Annotated in this window: 15 protein-coding genes and 3 tRNA genes; 14 read left to right on the top strand and 4 right to left on the bottom strand. The window is 54.9% G+C overall.

The window, feature by feature from the left end; all coding sequences use genetic code 11:
- The first annotated feature begins 71 nt into the window (after nucleotides 1-71).
- A complete protein-coding gene (sodB, locus tag GUC22_RS11430; RefSeq protein WP_004119467.1) occupies nucleotides 72-653 on the top strand; it encodes a superoxide dismutase [Fe] in 582 nt (193 codons plus the stop codon).
- Between the two features lie 56 nt (nucleotides 654-709).
- Here the strand turns inward: sodB and GUC22_RS11425 are convergent, their stop codons facing one another.
- Nucleotides 710-1876 carry an MFS transporter gene (locus GUC22_RS11425; protein WP_064371808.1) on the bottom strand — a complete coding sequence of 389 codons (1167 nt, stop codon included), beginning with the start codon at nucleotides 1874-1876 and terminating at the stop codon, nucleotides 710-712.
- 165 nt (nucleotides 1877-2041) lie between these two features.
- Nucleotides 2042-2131, bottom strand: a complete 90-nt coding sequence (locus tag GUC22_RS11420; RefSeq protein WP_049250536.1) for a YnhF family membrane protein — start codon at nucleotides 2129-2131, stop codon at nucleotides 2042-2044.
- Nucleotides 2132-2427: 296 nt separating this feature from the next.
- On the opposite strand from GUC22_RS11420, the gene purR reads away from it, so the two are divergent.
- The gene (purR, locus tag GUC22_RS11415; protein WP_004119465.1) at nucleotides 2428-3453 is read left to right on the top strand and encodes an HTH-type transcriptional repressor PurR; all 1026 of its coding nucleotides are present in this window, start codon (nucleotides 2428-2430) and stop codon (nucleotides 3451-3453) included.
- An 18-nt stretch (nucleotides 3454-3471) separates the two neighbouring features.
- On the opposite strand, the gene punR is transcribed toward purR, so the two are convergent.
- Nucleotides 3472-4383 (bottom strand): DNA-binding transcriptional activator PunR, encoded by a 912-nt coding sequence (punR, locus tag GUC22_RS11410; protein ID WP_004119464.1) that lies wholly within the window; start codon nucleotides 4381-4383, stop codon nucleotides 3472-3474.
- A gap of 111 nt (nucleotides 4384-4494) precedes the next feature.
- On the opposite strand from punR, the gene punC reads away from it, so the two are divergent.
- The gene (punC, locus tag GUC22_RS11405; protein ID WP_024357966.1) at nucleotides 4495-5679 is read left to right on the top strand and encodes a purine nucleoside transporter PunC; all 1185 of its coding nucleotides are present in this window, start codon (nucleotides 4495-4497) and stop codon (nucleotides 5677-5679) included.
- A gap of 298 nt (nucleotides 5680-5977) precedes the next feature.
- Nucleotides 5978-7129, top strand: coding sequence for a cyclopropane fatty acyl phospholipid synthase (gene cfa, locus GUC22_RS11400; protein WP_004136772.1), 1152 nt, complete (start codon nucleotides 5978-5980; stop codon nucleotides 7127-7129).
- A gap of 31 nt (nucleotides 7130-7160) precedes the next feature.
- Here cfa and GUC22_RS11395 read toward each other — a convergent pair whose 3' ends face one another.
- Entirely contained in the window at nucleotides 7161-7802 is a 642-nt protein-coding gene (locus GUC22_RS11395) for a riboflavin synthase (protein ID WP_024357965.1), read from the bottom strand.
- Nucleotides 7803-8032: 230 nt separating this feature from the next.
- Between GUC22_RS11395 and mdtK the strand changes: the two genes are divergently transcribed.
- From mdtK to cydB, 10 genes are all read left to right on the top strand, one after another.
- Complete coding sequence (mdtK, locus tag GUC22_RS11390) at nucleotides 8033-9406, top strand: MdtK family multidrug efflux MATE transporter (RefSeq protein ID WP_024357964.1); 1374 nt, start codon at nucleotides 8033-8035, stop codon at nucleotides 9404-9406.
- Between the two features lie 197 nt (nucleotides 9407-9603).
- Nucleotides 9604-9680, top strand: a tRNA-Val gene (locus tag GUC22_RS11385).
- A gap of 4 nt (nucleotides 9681-9684) precedes the next feature.
- Nucleotides 9685-9761, top strand: a tRNA-Val gene (locus tag GUC22_RS11380).
- Nucleotides 9762-9765: 4 nt separating this feature from the next.
- Nucleotides 9766-9842 (top strand) — tRNA-Val (locus GUC22_RS11375).
- 442 nt (nucleotides 9843-10284) lie between these two features.
- Nucleotides 10285-10470, top strand: coding sequence for a general stress protein (locus GUC22_RS11370; protein ID WP_004136767.1), 186 nt, complete (start codon nucleotides 10285-10287; stop codon nucleotides 10468-10470).
- A gap of 90 nt (nucleotides 10471-10560) precedes the next feature.
- Complete coding sequence (locus GUC22_RS11365; RefSeq protein WP_004136765.1) at nucleotides 10561-11058, top strand: ferritin-like domain-containing protein; 498 nt, start codon at nucleotides 10561-10563, stop codon at nucleotides 11056-11058.
- A gap of 32 nt (nucleotides 11059-11090) precedes the next feature.
- On the top strand, nucleotides 11091-11597 hold the full coding sequence (locus GUC22_RS11360; RefSeq protein ID WP_004136762.1) for a ferritin-like domain-containing protein: 507 nt from the start codon (nucleotides 11091-11093) through the stop codon (nucleotides 11595-11597).
- A 19-nt stretch (nucleotides 11598-11616) separates the two neighbouring features.
- The gene (locus tag GUC22_RS11355) at nucleotides 11617-12489 is read left to right on the top strand and encodes a manganese catalase family protein (protein ID WP_004136760.1); all 873 of its coding nucleotides are present in this window, start codon (nucleotides 11617-11619) and stop codon (nucleotides 12487-12489) included.
- A 71-nt stretch (nucleotides 12490-12560) separates the two neighbouring features.
- Nucleotides 12561-13964, top strand: a complete 1404-nt coding sequence (locus GUC22_RS11350; protein WP_024357962.1) for a cytochrome ubiquinol oxidase subunit I — start codon at nucleotides 12561-12563, stop codon at nucleotides 13962-13964.
- A complete protein-coding gene (cydB, locus tag GUC22_RS11345; protein ID WP_024357961.1) occupies nucleotides 13964-14974 on the top strand; it encodes a cytochrome d ubiquinol oxidase subunit II in 1011 nt (336 codons plus the stop codon). The genes GUC22_RS11350 and cydB overlap by 1 nt, the downstream gene beginning before the upstream one ends.

Genomic DNA, 14974 nt, shown 5'->3' with positions numbered 1-14974 from the left:
TTTAATTTGCTACTATTACCCTGCGTAATACATGGTTATTGCGCGTACAAACTATAAAAAGGAGAGTAGCAATGTCGTTCGAATTACCTGCATTACCATATGCAAAAGACGCCCTGGCGCCGCACATTTCCGCAGAAACCCTGGAATACCACTACGGTAAACACCACCAGGCCTACGTCACCAACCTGAATAACCTGATCAAAGGCACCGCGTTTGAAGGGAAAACCCTGGAAGAGATCGTGCGTTCTTCCGATGGCGGCGTCTTCAACAACGCCGCGCAGGTCTGGAATCACACCTTCTACTGGAACTGCCTCGCGCCAAACGCCGGCGGCGAGCCGCAAGGCGAACTGGCGGCCGCTATCGCTAAATCCTTCGGCAGCTTCGCTGATTTCAAAGCCAAATTCACCGACGCGGCGGCAAAAAACTTCGGCGCAGGCTGGACCTGGCTGGTGAAAAACGCCGACGGTAGCCTGGCCATTGTCTCCACCAGCAACGCGGGTACGCCGCTGACCAGCGACGCGACTCCGCTGCTGACCGTGGATGTCTGGGAACACGCTTATTACATCGACTACCGTAACGCCCGTCCAAACTATCTGGAACACTTCTGGGCGCTGGTAAACTGGAAGTTTGTTGCCGCTAACCTGGCAGCATAAAAGCAAACCGCAGATGCCTTTCGGCTTCTGCGGTTATTCTCTCACAGCACGCGATCTTAACGGTTGGCGAACGCCTCTTCCGGCTGCCCCCGCGCGCTGAACAGCACCAACAGCAGCGCAACGCCCGCGATAATCGCCCCCATCACCGGGACAAACGCATAGCCGAGGCCGCCGCTAATGACTGCGCCTCCCGCCGCCGCTCCCAGCGCGTTTCCAAGGTTGAAAGCCCCGATATTGACCGACGACGACAGCCCCGGCGCTTCGTGGGCCACGCGCATCACCCGCATCTGCAAAGGCGGCACCACCGCAAAGGTCGCCGCGCCCCAGACCACCATGCTGATTGCCGCGCCCACCTGCGATTGCGCCAGCAGCGGGATCGCCAGCATGATAACCATCAGCAGCAGCAGAAAGCCCTTCAGCGTCCCGGAAACGGAGCGGTCAGCAAATTTACCGCCAAGATAGTTGCCCAGCGAAAAGCCCACGCCGATCAGCACCAGCATCGCGGTGACAAACAGCGGAGAGGCGTTGGTAATGGTATGCAGAACCGGGGAAATATAGGTATAGAGCGTAAACATCGCCCCTGCCCCCAGCACGGTAGTCAGCAGCGCCGACAGCACCTGCGGGCGCATCAGCACCGAAAGCTCCTGCTTCACATTTGGGCGCTCGCCGGCGCTGCCCTTCGGTAAGGAAAACCACAGGCCGATTATCGCCACCACGCCCAGCCCCGCCGTTGCAAGGAACGACATTCGCCAGCCGATGGTTTCACCCAGCCAGGTTGCTGCGGGTACGCCGCCGATGTTGGCGATCGTCAGCCCCATAAACATCGTCGCCACCGCGCTGGCCTGCTTATGTTTTGGCACCACGCTTGCCGCCACCACCGAGCCCAGGCCAAAGAAAGCGCCATGGTTAAGGCTGGTAATGATCCGCGACAGCAGCAGCGTGGTGTAATCCGGCGCAATGGAAGAGAGCACGTTGCCGAGGGTAAAAATCGCCATCAGAAAGATCAGCGCGTTTCTGCGCGCGCGGTGGGAGAGCAGCAGCGTCATCAGCGGCGCGCCAACCATTACGCCGATGGCATAGGCGCTAATCAGCATTCCCGCCGCCGGAATCGAAACGTCAACGCCTTTAGCGATAACCGGTAATAGCCCCATCGGGGAGAACTCGGTCGTGCCGATGCCAAAGGCACCGATCGCCAGCGCGAGCAGGGGAAAGTTGATTTTCATGCAGGGACTCCATCAGGCCGCCTTCCGCGACGGCATCTCATCAGAAGTCAAAAGCATGACATCAATCACAGAAAAACAAAAGTGAACGAAATGGCAAAAGATTTTTGCGAAAATGATAATAATAGGTGGAGTAAAAGGGAGAGCGGCCCCTCCCTTATCGCAGAACTAGTGCAGTACTGCGGTCAAACCTGCGGCAACAATCAAACCCAAAACAATAATCGTTGTTGTCAGCGAAAACTTTAAATTTATATCCATCAATTTTTCCCCCTGATTATCCCCACATGAAAAGTGAGCTTGCTCATTTTTACACAGAATAGCGTAAAAATCTTCCGAGATTTAGAGTGATGCACATTTTTGCTCTTCCCCTTTGCCCCAAGATCGGACAAAATCCCACGCTAATTTGAAAGCGTATCGGCCATTGACCCCTTCCTGTCGTTCTGTGTCGTTTTCCCGACGTGATGCCATGCTCAATTTTGGCGTCAGGGTGTGTACAGGCAAACGTTTACGTACCGATAAACAGACGATCAGGTCAAGGTCTGGAGTGAGAAGTAATGGCAACTATTAAAGATGTAGCGAAGCGCGCAAACGTTTCCACTACAACAGTGTCACATGTGATTAACAAAACCCGTTTTGTTGCGGAAGAGACGCGCAATGCGGTATGGGCGGCAATAAAAGAGCTGCATTACTCCCCCAGCGCCGTTGCCCGCAGCCTGAAGGTCAATCACACCAAGTCGATTGGTCTGCTGGCGACCAGCAGCGAAGCGGCCTATTTCGCTGAGATTATCGAAGCCGTTGAGAAAAGCTGTTTCCAGAAGGGCTACACCCTGATCCTCGGCAACGCGTGGAACGACCCGGAGAAACAGCGCGCCTATTTGTCAATGATGGCGCAGAAACGCGTCGACGGCCTGCTGGTGATGTGTTCCGAGTATCCGGAATCGGTGTTAAGCATGCTGGAAGAGTATCGCCATATCCCGATGGTGGTGATGGACTGGGGCGAGGCAAAAGCCGACTTTACCGATTCGGTCGTCGATAACGCCTTCGAGGGCGGCTATATCGCCGGACGCTACCTGGTTGAACGCGGCCATCGCGACATCGGCGTGATCCCCGGCCCGCTGGAGCGTAACACCGGCGCAGGCCGGCTGGCGGGTTTTATGAAAGCGATGGAAGAGGCGCAGATTAACGTCCCGGAAAACTGGATTGTACAGGGTGATTTCGAGCCGGAATCCGGCTACCGCGCCATGCAGCAAATTCTCGCCCAGCACCCTCGCCCAACGGCCATCTTCTGCGGCGGGGATATTATGGCGATGGGCGCCATCTGCGCGGCGGATGAAATGGGCCTGCGCGTGCCGCAGGATATTTCGCTGATCGGTTATGATAACGTGCGCAACGCCCGCTACTTTAGCCCGGCACTGACCACCATTCATCAGCCTAAGGACTCTCTTGGCGAAGCGGCCTTTAATATGCTGCTGGACCGTATCGTCAATAAGCGTGAAGTCTCGCAGTCGATTGAAGTCCATCCGCGCCTGGTCGAGCGCCGTTCCGTGGCCGATGGTCCGTTTGTCGATTATCGCCGTTAGCCCTGCTTGCGGCGTCGGTTATTCCGGCGCCCGCAGCCACTCCCGGTTTAGCGTTTCGCTATCGCCAAGATAATCCAGTAACCAGAGCAGCGCCGGCGAAGCGTCGCTTTGCTGCCACGTCAGGCAGCATGCGGCATCCGGGAAGGGGTTCTCCAGCTCCAGCGCCGTCCATTCGCCGCTATCCAGCCACGGACGCGCTAAATGCCCGGGCACCATACCGACGCACAGTCCGGCGGAGAGGCAGGTTTCAGAAGCATCCCAGTCCGGCACGACTACCCTCTTCTGGTTATCGAGCAGCCACGTGGTCCGCTTCGGCAGCGAGCGTGACGTATCCTCTCTGACCAGCGACGGCCAGTTGCGCAACACGTCATCGCTCAAAGGCCCCGCCATTTTTGCCAGCGGATGGTGGCTCGCAACGACGCAGTCCCAGCTCAGCATCCCCATATCGCGGAAGGCGTAGCGTCCCCCTACCGGAATGGAGCGCGTCGCGCCGATGGCTAATTCCACGCGACCGTCGGCGAGCGCATCCCAGACGCCGTTGAACACCTCCTGAAAGACGATCAGCTCGACGTCATCAAAATGGCGATAAAAATCAACGATCATCTGCCGCATACGCGTGGGTTTAACGATGTTATCAACCGCGATGGAGAGCTGCCCGCGCCAGCCGTTGGCGATCTGCTGGCACTGCTGGCGGGTGATCTGCATTTTTTTGATAACAGATCGCCCTTCCTGTAAAAACCAGACGCCGGCCGGCGTTAATTCCACATCCCGATGGCGGCGTTCGAACAACGGTACCGCCAGCCACTCCTCCAGCTGACGTACGGTATAGCTGACGGCCGAGGGTACGCGGTGCAGTTCCTGGGCGGCGGCGCTAAAGCTGCCGTTTCGGGCGACAGCATCGACAACTTCAAGCGAGTATTCAGACCACATTTTCTGCCTGCAAAATTTTTGAACTCATCTGACAAATATTAGCGTTTCACAAGCCTTAATGCACTCCCTACACTCTGCGCCATCGTACCTGCACAATAAAAAGAGAATGTTATGCAACAACCTGGGAAAGGATTTTTAGTCTGGCTGGCTGGCCTCAGCGTACTGGGCTTTCTGGCCACCGATATGTATCTTCCGGCTTTCGCCGCCATGCAACAGGATCTGAATACTTCCGCCGCCTCAGTCAGCGCCAGCCTGAGCCTGTTCCTGGCGGGCTTTGCGCTTGGGCAGCTCTTCTGGGGCCCCATTTCCGATCGCTATGGCCGTAAGCCGGTGCTGCTGAGCGGTCTGGCTATCTTTGCTGTCGGCTGCCTGGGGATGCTGTGGGTGCGCGATGCCGGCCTGATGCTGGCGCTGCGCTTTATCCAGGCTCTGGGGGTTTGCGCCGCCGCGGTGACCTGGCAGGCAATGGTAACCGATTATTACCCTGCGCAAAGAACCAACCGTATTTTCGCCGCCATTATGCCGCTGGTTGGTTTGTCGCCGGCGCTGGCGCCGCTGCTTGGCAGCTGGCTGCTGGTCCACTTCGAATGGCAGGCCATTTTTGCCGTTCTGTTCGCCATTACCCTGCTGCTGATGCTGCCTGCCCTGCGCCTGAAGCCAGCGAATAAACCGATCGTCAGCGTCCAGCAGAAGCTCACCTTCCTCGCCCTGCTGCGCTCGCGGGAATATAGCGGTAACGTGCTGATCTACGCCGCCTGTTCCGCCAGCTTTTTCGCCTGGCTCACGGGCTCGCCGTTTATCCTCCATGACATGGGCTACGGTCCGACCGTTATTGGCCTGAGCTATGTTCCGCAGACTATCGCGTTTCTGGTGGGCGGTTATGGTTGCCGCGCGGCGCTACAAAAATGGCAGGGGCAGCAAATTCTTCCCTGGCTGCTGGCGATTTTCGCCGTCAGCGTCGCCGCCACCTGGCTGGTTGGCCTGCAGGAGAACGCGACGCTTGTTGGGTTGATGATTCCGTTCTGCGCCATGGCGGTGGTGAACGGCGGTATTTATCCTATCGTCGTCGCGCAGGCCCTGAAGCCATTCCCGCAGGCGACCGGCCGTGCCGCGGCGCTGCAAAACACTCTGCAGCTTGGCCTCTGCTTCCTGACCAGCCTGCTGGTCTCCACGCTGATTGCCACGCCGCTGCAAACGACCACCAGCGTGATGCTGGTTTCCATCGTGCTGGCCGGCATAGGCTACCGCATGCAGTATAAAGCCGCGCATCCGGCAACAGAATCGTCACATGCGTAAGCTATTCTACTGATAGTTAAAGAATCCAGTAATTAGCTTGCTAAGATATTTTTGTTGAAAGCGTGTTTTTAGCGGCCTATACTGGATCCGGCATCACATAAATAGAAAGATTAATTGATTTAACGGGAGCAGGATGCATCCCGTTTCACCATGGAAGGCCTTTCGGCAAGGGTTACCTCCCTTCCTCTGTTCTACGTCGGATAGCAGCCTCACGGATTAACCGTGAGATTTCTCACAAAGCCAAAAAAGCGTCTACGCTGTTTTAAGGTTCTGATCACTTGGGCGTGATGGAGAAGCTATGAGTTCATCGTGTATAGAAGAAGTAGTCAGTGTACCAAATGATGATTGGTACCGAATTGCAGCTGAATTATTAGGCCGTGCGGGCATCGAAATTAATGGTCCTGCGCCCTCCGATCTACGGATTAAAAACCCGCTCTTTTTTAAGCGCGTTTTGCAGGAGGGGTCGCTGGGGCTCGGCGAAAGCTATATGGACGGCTGGTGGGATTGTGAACGGCTGGATATTTTTTTCCATAAAGTTTTACGCGCCGGACTGGAAAATCAGCTTCCCCATCATTTCAAAGATACCTTGCGTATCGCCAGCGCACGCTTATTCAATCTGCAAAGTAAAAAACGGTCCTGGATTGTCGGCAAAGAGCATTATGATTTAGGCAACGATCTGTTCAGCCGCATGCTCGACCCTTATATGCAGTATTCCTGCGCGTACTGGAAAGACGCGGAAACTCTCGATGACGCGCAGCAGGCTAAACTGGATCTGATCTGCCGTAAACTTGAGCTTGAGCCCGGTATGCGGGTGCTGGATATCGGCTGCGGCTGGGGCGGGCTGGCTTACTACATGGCCAAAAATTACCAGGTCAGCGTGGTGGGCGTTACCATCTCGGCAGAGCAGCAGAAAATGGCGCAGGAGCGCTGCGCGGACCTCGACGTCACCATCCTCCTCCAGGACTATCGCGACCTGCACGAAAGCTTTGATCGTATTGTTTCAGTCGGCATGTTCGAACACGTCGGGCCTAAAAATTACGCCACCTATTTTGATGTGGTCGATCGTAATCTGAAGCCCGACGGTCGTTTCCTGCTCCACACCATCGGCTCGAAAAAAACCGACCATAGCGTTGATCCCTGGATCAACAAATATATCTTCCCTAACGGCTGTCTGCCGTCGGTACGCCATATTGCCGAAGCCAGCGAATCGCATTTTGTTATGGAAGACTGGCATAATTTCGGTGCCGACTACGACACGACGCTTATGGCCTGGTATGAACGCTTCCTTAATAGCTGGCCGGATATTGCCGACAACTATTCAGAACGCTTTAAACGCATGTTCAGCTATTACCTGAATGCCTGTGCCGGCGCTTTCCGCGCGCGCGATATCCAACTGTGGCAGGTGGTTTTTTCTCGCGGGGCCGAACACGGCCTGCGCGTGGCCCGCTAAAAATATCCCCCGCTTCGGCGGGGGGATTTTATTATTCGGCCGTCGTTTTCAGCGCCGCTTCTGCTTCTTTCGCCGCCAGCACGCGCTCAACGGTATCGATGACCGCCTGCGTCTGCGGATCGATTTCAATATTCACCCGATCGCCCAGCTTTTTCACCCCAAGCGTGGTGCGCTGCAGCGTTTCCGGAATTAAATGCACGCAGAACCGAGTTGGCGTCACTTCACCGACGGTGAGGCTAATCCCATCTACGCCGATATATCCTTTATAGAGGATATATTTCATCATCGTCGGGTCCTGAACCTTAAACCAAATCTGGCGATTATTTTCCGAGGTCAGAATTTTCACCACCTCCGCGGTGGTCATAATATGACCTGACATCAGGTGGCCGCCAATTTCATCGCTGAATTTGGCCGCGCGCTCAACGTTGACGCTGTCGCCCTCGCGGATCGCGCCCAGATTGGTTATCCGCAAGGTCTCCTTCATCAGATCAAAACTCACTCGCGGGCCATTGATATCCGTGACCGTCAAGCAGCAGCCGTTGTGCGCTACCGAAGCGCCCGTTTCGAGCCCCGCGAGCATATGCTCAGGCAGCTCCACAACGTGGGTGCGAAAGTTGGGTTTTTCATCGATAGCCACCACTTTGGCGGTCCCCTGCACAATACCGGTAAACATATTTTGCTCCTGTATAAATTCGTGACGGTATCAGTACCGTTTTAGGCTATGACGAACAATAACAGCTGGCAAAACAGGTTGCCAGCGCACAACGTGCAGAGGAATTTTTTCACTGGCTAAATGGCTAATCCTCGCTACAATAGTCTGGCAAATCCCTCTGCTTTTTCTTCTTGCTGCCCTCGATGGCGGCTTTTTTAGTCCCCCAATAACAACAATATATAGGTGTTCACGTGCAGAAGTATTTTATTGAAGCGCGTCAGTTATTAGCACTGGCTATACCCGTTATTCTTGCCCAGGTCGCCCAAACCGCCATGGGCTTTGTCGATACCGTGATGGCGGGCGGCTATAGCGCCACCGACATGGCGGCCGTTGCCATCGGCACCTCCATCTGGCTACCGGCGATCCTCTTTGGCCACGGCCTGCTGCTGGCCCTGACGCCCGTTATTGCCCAGCTGAATGGTTCTGGTCGCCGCGAGCGTATCGCCCATCAGGTGCGCCAGGGATTCTGGCTGGCCGGCTTCGTCTCCATCCTGGTAATGGTCGTGCTGTGGAACGCCGGTTACATTATCAGCTCAATGCATAACATCGACCCGGCGATGGCTGACAAAGCGGTCGGCTACCTGCGCGCGCTGCTGTGGGGCGCGCCCGGCTATCTGTTCTTTCAGGTTGCCCGTAACCAGTGTGAAGGGCTGGCGAAAACCAAGCCGGGAATGGTCATGGGATTTATCGGCCTGCTGGTCAACATTCCGGTGAACTACATTTTTATCTACGGTCACTTCGGTATGCCGGAACTCGGCGGGATTGGCTGCGGCGTGGCGACGGCATCGGTTTACTGGGTGATGTTTTTCAGCATGCTGTTCTGGGTGCGCCGCGCGCGTTCAATGCGCGATATTCATCTCCAGGAGCGCTTCAGCAAACCGGATTTCGCCGTCATCCAGCGTCTGGTACAGCTGGGCCTGCCGATTGCGCTGGCGCTGTTTTTCGAAGTCACGCTGTTTGCCGTCGTCGCGCTGCTGGTCTCGCCGTTGGGGATCGTTGACGTGGCCGGGCATCAGATTGCCCTTAACTTCAGCTCGCTGATGTTCGTGTTGCCGCTCTCGCTGGCGGCCGCGGTGACCATTCGCGTCGGCTTCCGTCTCGGGCAGGGGTCAACGCTGGAGGCGCAGACCTCGGCCAGAACCGGCGTCGGCGTTGGGGTATGCATGGCCGTTTTCACAGCGGTGTTCACCATTCTGATGCGTAAGCAAATCGCCCTGCTGTATAACGACAATCCCGAGGTCGTGGCCCTGGCGTCCCAGCTAATGCTGCTCGCGGCCATCTACCAGATTTCCGACTCCGTTCAGGTGATCGGCAGCGGGATCCTGCGCGGCTATAAAGACACGCGTTCCATCTTCTTTATTACCTTTACCGCCTACTGGGTATTGGGTCTGCCGAGCGGCTACCTGCTGGCCCTGACCGATCTGGTCGTGCCGCGCATGGGCCCCGCCGGTTTCTGGTGCGGGTTTATTATTGGTCTCACCTCCGCCGCCGTGATGATGATGCTGCGTATGCGTTTCCTGCAGCGTCAGCCTTCCAGCATCATTTTACAGCGCGCGGCGCGCTAGCCCGCGGCGAAACCAACGGCGCTGATTCGGCGCCGTTATCGCTTATTGATGAAGAAATATTCTTTTGCATCAGTAAAATATCAGCAATATGGGTAAAACTTCTGCGATCGCGAGAAAACTGGAAGAAAAGTGACGTTTGCCTCTTGCCACAACCCCTCCCTCCGGCTAATATGCGTCCCCGTTGCCGCTGCAACATTGCGTTCATAGCTCAGTTGGTTAGAGCACCACCTTGACATGGTGGGGGTCGTTGGTTCGAGTCCAATTGAACGCACCATAATGCGTTTATAGCTCAGTTGGTTAGAGCACCACCTTGACATGGTGGGGGTCGTTGGTTCGAGTCCAATTAAACGCACCATAATGCGTCCGTAGCTCAGTTGGTTAGAGCACCACCTTGACATGGTGGGGGTCGGTGGTTCGAGTCCACTCGGACGCACCATTTCACAGCCTCGTGATCTGGTGCCTGTTTTATCTCCCGCATTGAAATATCCGAAAATCACCCTTTCTCTGTAAATTCATTATTTTCTGATTTTTCTCAACTCGTCTGCTAATAACGTTCAGTATCCGCTAAGTTATTCTTCGCAGTTATGTAAAGTGACGTAAAGCCCTGCGCCGGGCCTGCCCTGCATTTATTAACGCAGCGGCCACGGATATATTCCCTCGCGGATAAAAATCTTTCGTTAGATCATAACCCGTTATGCTGATATTCATTAAAAACAAGCGAAACGGTAACCGCTGCATAATTCAGAATATTTCAAAAAAATATCACCAGTAACCGGTTTGACTGTTCGGAAATAACAGCTAAATTTAATTCCTGAACGACAACGGATACGTATCTAAATCGTATCTTCCTGACATAAACTCAATAGAGGTATGAAAATATGGCAGAACATCGTGGTGGTTCCGGTAATTTCGCTGAAGACCGTGATAAAGCATCTGAAGCTGGACGTAAAGGCGGTCAGCACAGCGGTGGGAACTTTAAAAACGATCCGCAACGTGCATCTGAAGCCGGTAAAAAAGGCGGACAAAATAGTCATGGTGGCGGACGTAAATCTGATAATTCCTGATTATTAATCGCCTCGTTCTCTTGTAAATAAAAGAGTATCCTGCGGGTCTGCGGACTCGCAGTTATTCTCCTGTGTAAAAGGTATTTCCATATGAATATGAAGAGCATAGAAGACGTATTTATTCATCTTTTATCGGATACTTACAGCGCTGAAAAACAATTAACCCGCGGACTGGCTAAATTGGCCAGAGCAGCGTCAAGCGAACAGCTCAGCGCCGCGTTCAAGGCCCACCTTGAAGAGACCCAGGGGCAGATTGAGCGTATCGATCAAATTGTCGAGCAAGAACCTGCCATCAAAATTAAACGTATGAAATGCGTGGCGATGGAGGGACTTATTGAAGAAGCTAACGAAGTGATTGAGAGCACAGAGAAAAATGAAGTGCGGGATGCTGCGTTAATTGCCGCTGCGCAAAAGGTTGAACATTATGAAATTGCCAGCTACGGCACTCTCGCCACCTTAGCACAACAGCTGGGTTATAAAAAAGCGGTTAAGCTTTTAGCGGAAACGTTAGAAGAAGAAAAATCAACCGATCTTAAATTAACTGACCTGGCGGTCGGTAATATTAATAAAGACGCACAAAATAAATAGCCAGATAATAATCCGATATTAAGGAGTTGATTATGAATCACCTTGAACATTATCACGACTGGCTACGCGATGCGCATGCAATGGAAAAGCAAGCAGAATCCATGCTGGAATCCATGGCGGGCCGCATCGATAACTACCCGGACCTGCGCAGCAGAATTGAACAGCACGTAACTGAAACCAAACGCCAAATTACCGTGCTGGAGGAGATTCTCGACCGTAATAATATATCGCGTTCGGTACTGAAGGATTCAATGAGCAAAATGGCCGCCTTCGGACAATCCATTGGCGGCATGTTCCCTTCCGATGAAATTGTTAAAGGGTCAATTAGCGGTTATGTCTTTGAGCAGTTTGAAATCGCTTGTTATACCTCCCTGCTTGCCGCTGCGAATAAAGCTGGCGACGTCGCATCGATCCCGGCCATCGAATCAATTCTGGCAGAGGAGCGGGCAATGGCCGACTGGCTGCTGAAGCATATTCCGCAAACGACGGAGGAGTTCCTTCTGCGATCTGAAGCCGAAGGCGTCGAAGCTAAAAAATAAGCAATAAGGATAAGAGCCTATGTTCCGACACGTTAAGCAACTTCAGTATACCGTAAGGGTCGCGGAGCCAAATCCGGGACTGGCGAACCTCCTTCTGGAACAATTCGGCGGCCCTCAGGGTGAGCTGGCCGCCGCATGCCGCTATTTTACTCAGGGTCTGAGCGATGACGATCCGGGTCGTAAAGATATGCTGATGGACATTGCTACCGAGGAGTTGAGCCACCTTGAAATTATCGGCTCGCTGGTTGGCATGCTCAATAAAGGGGCGAAAGGTGCCCTTGCGGAGGGAACCGAAAACGAAGCCGACCTGTACCGTTCGCTCACCGCCAACGGTAACGACAGCCATATTACCTCTTTGTTATATGGTGGAGGTACGCCGCTGACCAACTCCGCCGGAGTACCCTGGACCGCCGCCTACATTGACACCATTGGTGAGCCCACCGCGGATTTACGCTCCAACGTGGCGGCGGAGGCGCGAGCCAAAATCATCTATGAGCGCCTGATCAACGTCACTGATGACCCCGGAGTAAAGGATGCGCTGGCCTTTTTGATGACCCGGGAAGCCGCCCACCAGCTCTCTTTTGAAAAAGCGCTTCAGTCCATCAGAAACAACTATCCGCCCGGTAAATTACCGCCACTCCCCGAATACGCCAGCACCTACTACAATATGTCGGAGGGCGATGACATACGCGGTAGCTGGAATAGCGATCGGCACTTCGACTATGTCGCGGATCCGCAGCCTGCAGTAGACGGCGGAGACGGGAGCGTCAGCGTCAGGTTAACAGCCGAGCAGAAGGCTCTGGTTAAAGCCATGGCGGAACGGACCGAATCCGACCCCGAGGGCGATCCTCTTACCGGCGCTGAGCTCGGCGAAGGTAAGAAAAAGCCTTAATCATCAGCACCTGTTGTTAATCACTCCCCCCTGCTCGGTTCGGGGGGTTGTTATGTGATGGGGTCCGGATCATGTTTGAACTCGACGCGTTTAATCTGGCACGGCTGCAGTTCGCATTTACCGTCTCTTTTCATATTCTTTTCCCGGCAATTACCATTGGGCTTGCCAGCTATCTGGTGGTGCTGGAGGGGATGTGGCTGCGGACAAAAGACGACGTCTGGCGCTCGCTGTATAATTTCTGGCTGAAAATTTTTGCCGTTAATTTCGGCATGGGCGTGGTTTCAGGCCTGGTGATGGCCTATCAGTTCGGCACCAACTGGAGCGGTTTCTCTCAGTTTGCCGGGAGTATTACCGGTCCCCTGCTGCTTTACGAAGTCCTCACCGCGTTTTTCCTCGAAGCGGGCTTCCTGGGCGTCATGCTTTTTGGCTGGAACAAAGTCCCCCCAGGACTGCATTTTTTCACCACCTGCATGGTGGCGCTGGGCACGCTGATGTCAACTTTCTGGATCCTCGCGTCCAATAGCTGGATGCAGACGCCGCAGGGTTTTACCATTGAAAACGGTCACATTATTCCCCAGGACTGGCTGGCGATTATCTTCAACCCCTCTTTCCCGTATCGCCTGTCGCACATGGCGATCGCCGCTTTTCTCAGCAGCGCGATGTTTGTCGGCGCCTCCGCCGCCTGGCATCTTCTTCGCGGCAATGATACGCCGGCGATACGCAAAATGTTCTCAATGGCGATGTGGATGGCTCTGCTGGTCGCGCCGATCCAGGCGTTGGTTGGCGATATGCACGGCCTTAATACGCTTCAGCATCAGCCGGCAAAAATCGCCGCCATTGAAGGCCACTGGGAAAATAAACCCGGCGAAGCCACCCCGCTGCTGCTGTTTGGCGTGCCGGACATGGCGGAAGAGCGCACCAAATACGGTCTGGAAATCCCGGCGCTTGGCAGCCTGATCCTCACCCATAGCCTGAATAAACAGGTCCCTGCCCTGAAAGATTTCCCGAAAGAGGATCGGCCAAACTCCCTTATCGTCTTCTGGTCGTTTCGCATCATGGTGGGTATGGGCATGTTGATGATAGCCCTTGGCGTATGGAGCCTCTGGCTGCGCTATCGGCAGCGTCTTTATCACTCCCGCCCCTTTCAGTGGTCCGCGCTGGCGATGGGTCCAGCGGGGCTGCTGGCGCTGTTGGCCGGCTGGATCACGACCGAAGCGGGCCGCCAGCCCTGGGTTATCTATGGTTTTTTACGCACCCGGGACGCGGTCTCCCTGCATAGCACAGCGCAAATGATCGTCAGCCTGCTGGTCTTTATCGCGGTGTACTGTTCGGTCTTCGGCGTCGGTTATTACTATATTATCCGGCTGATTAAAAAAGGGCCGCAGCCCGTCAGCGAATTAACGTCGTCAACCTCCGGCACGCCGGCGCGCCCCCTTTCCGCCGCAGAAGCCGTGCCTGAAGAGGAGAAAAGCTAATGGGCATCGATATTCCCGTGATCTGGTTTGTCATCATTGTGTTTGCCACCCTGATGTATATCGTGATGGACGGCTTCGATCTGGGCATCGGTATGGTCTTCAGCTTTGTCCCCAACGCCAATGAGCGTGACGTGATGATGAACAGCGTCGCCCCGGTGTGGGACGGCAATGAGACCTGGCTGGTGCTGGGCGGCGCGGGGCTATTCGGCGCCTTTCCGCTGGCCTACGCCGTGATCGCCGACGCGCTGACGATTCCCCTTACTGCCATGCTAATTGGTCTGATCTTTCGCGGCGTGGCCTTTGAGTTTCGTTTTAAGGCCACCCCCTCCCACCAAAAGTTCTGGGATTACTCGTTTGTCGGCGGATCGTTGTTGGCCACCTTTAGCCAGGGGATCGTCGTGGGCGCGGTCATCAGCGGCTTTGACGTTGCCGACCGCAGGTTCATCGGCTCCGCGCTGGACTGGTTGACGCCCTTCAGCCTGTTCTGCGGCTTAGGGCTGGTGGTGGCTTATACGCTGCTTGGCACGACCTGGCTGATTATGAAAAGCGAAGGCGCGCTGCAGCAGCGTATGCGCGAGCTGACCCGCCGTACGCTGCTGGCGCTGCTGGCGGTCATCGCCGTGGTCAGCGTCTGGACGCCGCTGGGCTGGCATTCCGTTGCTGAACGCTGGTTTACCCTGCCCAATTTTTACTGGTTTGTGCCGGTCCCCATTCTGGTTCTCGTCTTTAGCCTGTGGATCTGGCGCCTGAGCGCTAACCCCAACAGCCATGCCCGTCCTTTCCTCCTGACGCTTGGGCTCATTTTTCTCGGCTTCAGCGGTCTGGGCATCAGTTTGTGGCCCAATATCATTCCACCGCATATCACGCTGTGGGAGGCTTCCGCGCCGCCAGCCAGCCAGCTCTTTATGCTGGTAGGCACCCTGCTCATCATTCCGGTGATTTTGGTTTACACCGCATGGAGCTACTACGTATTCCGCGGCAAAGTTTCCGGAAATGAAGGCTATCACTGA

Source organism: Klebsiella sp. MPUS7, assembly GCF_009905335.1.
GTDB classification, from domain to species: domain Bacteria; phylum Pseudomonadota; class Gammaproteobacteria; order Enterobacterales; family Enterobacteriaceae; genus Klebsiella; species Klebsiella grimontii.
Note: the sequence above shows the minus strand (reverse complement) of the source record. Positions and strands in the feature narration are given on the sequence as shown.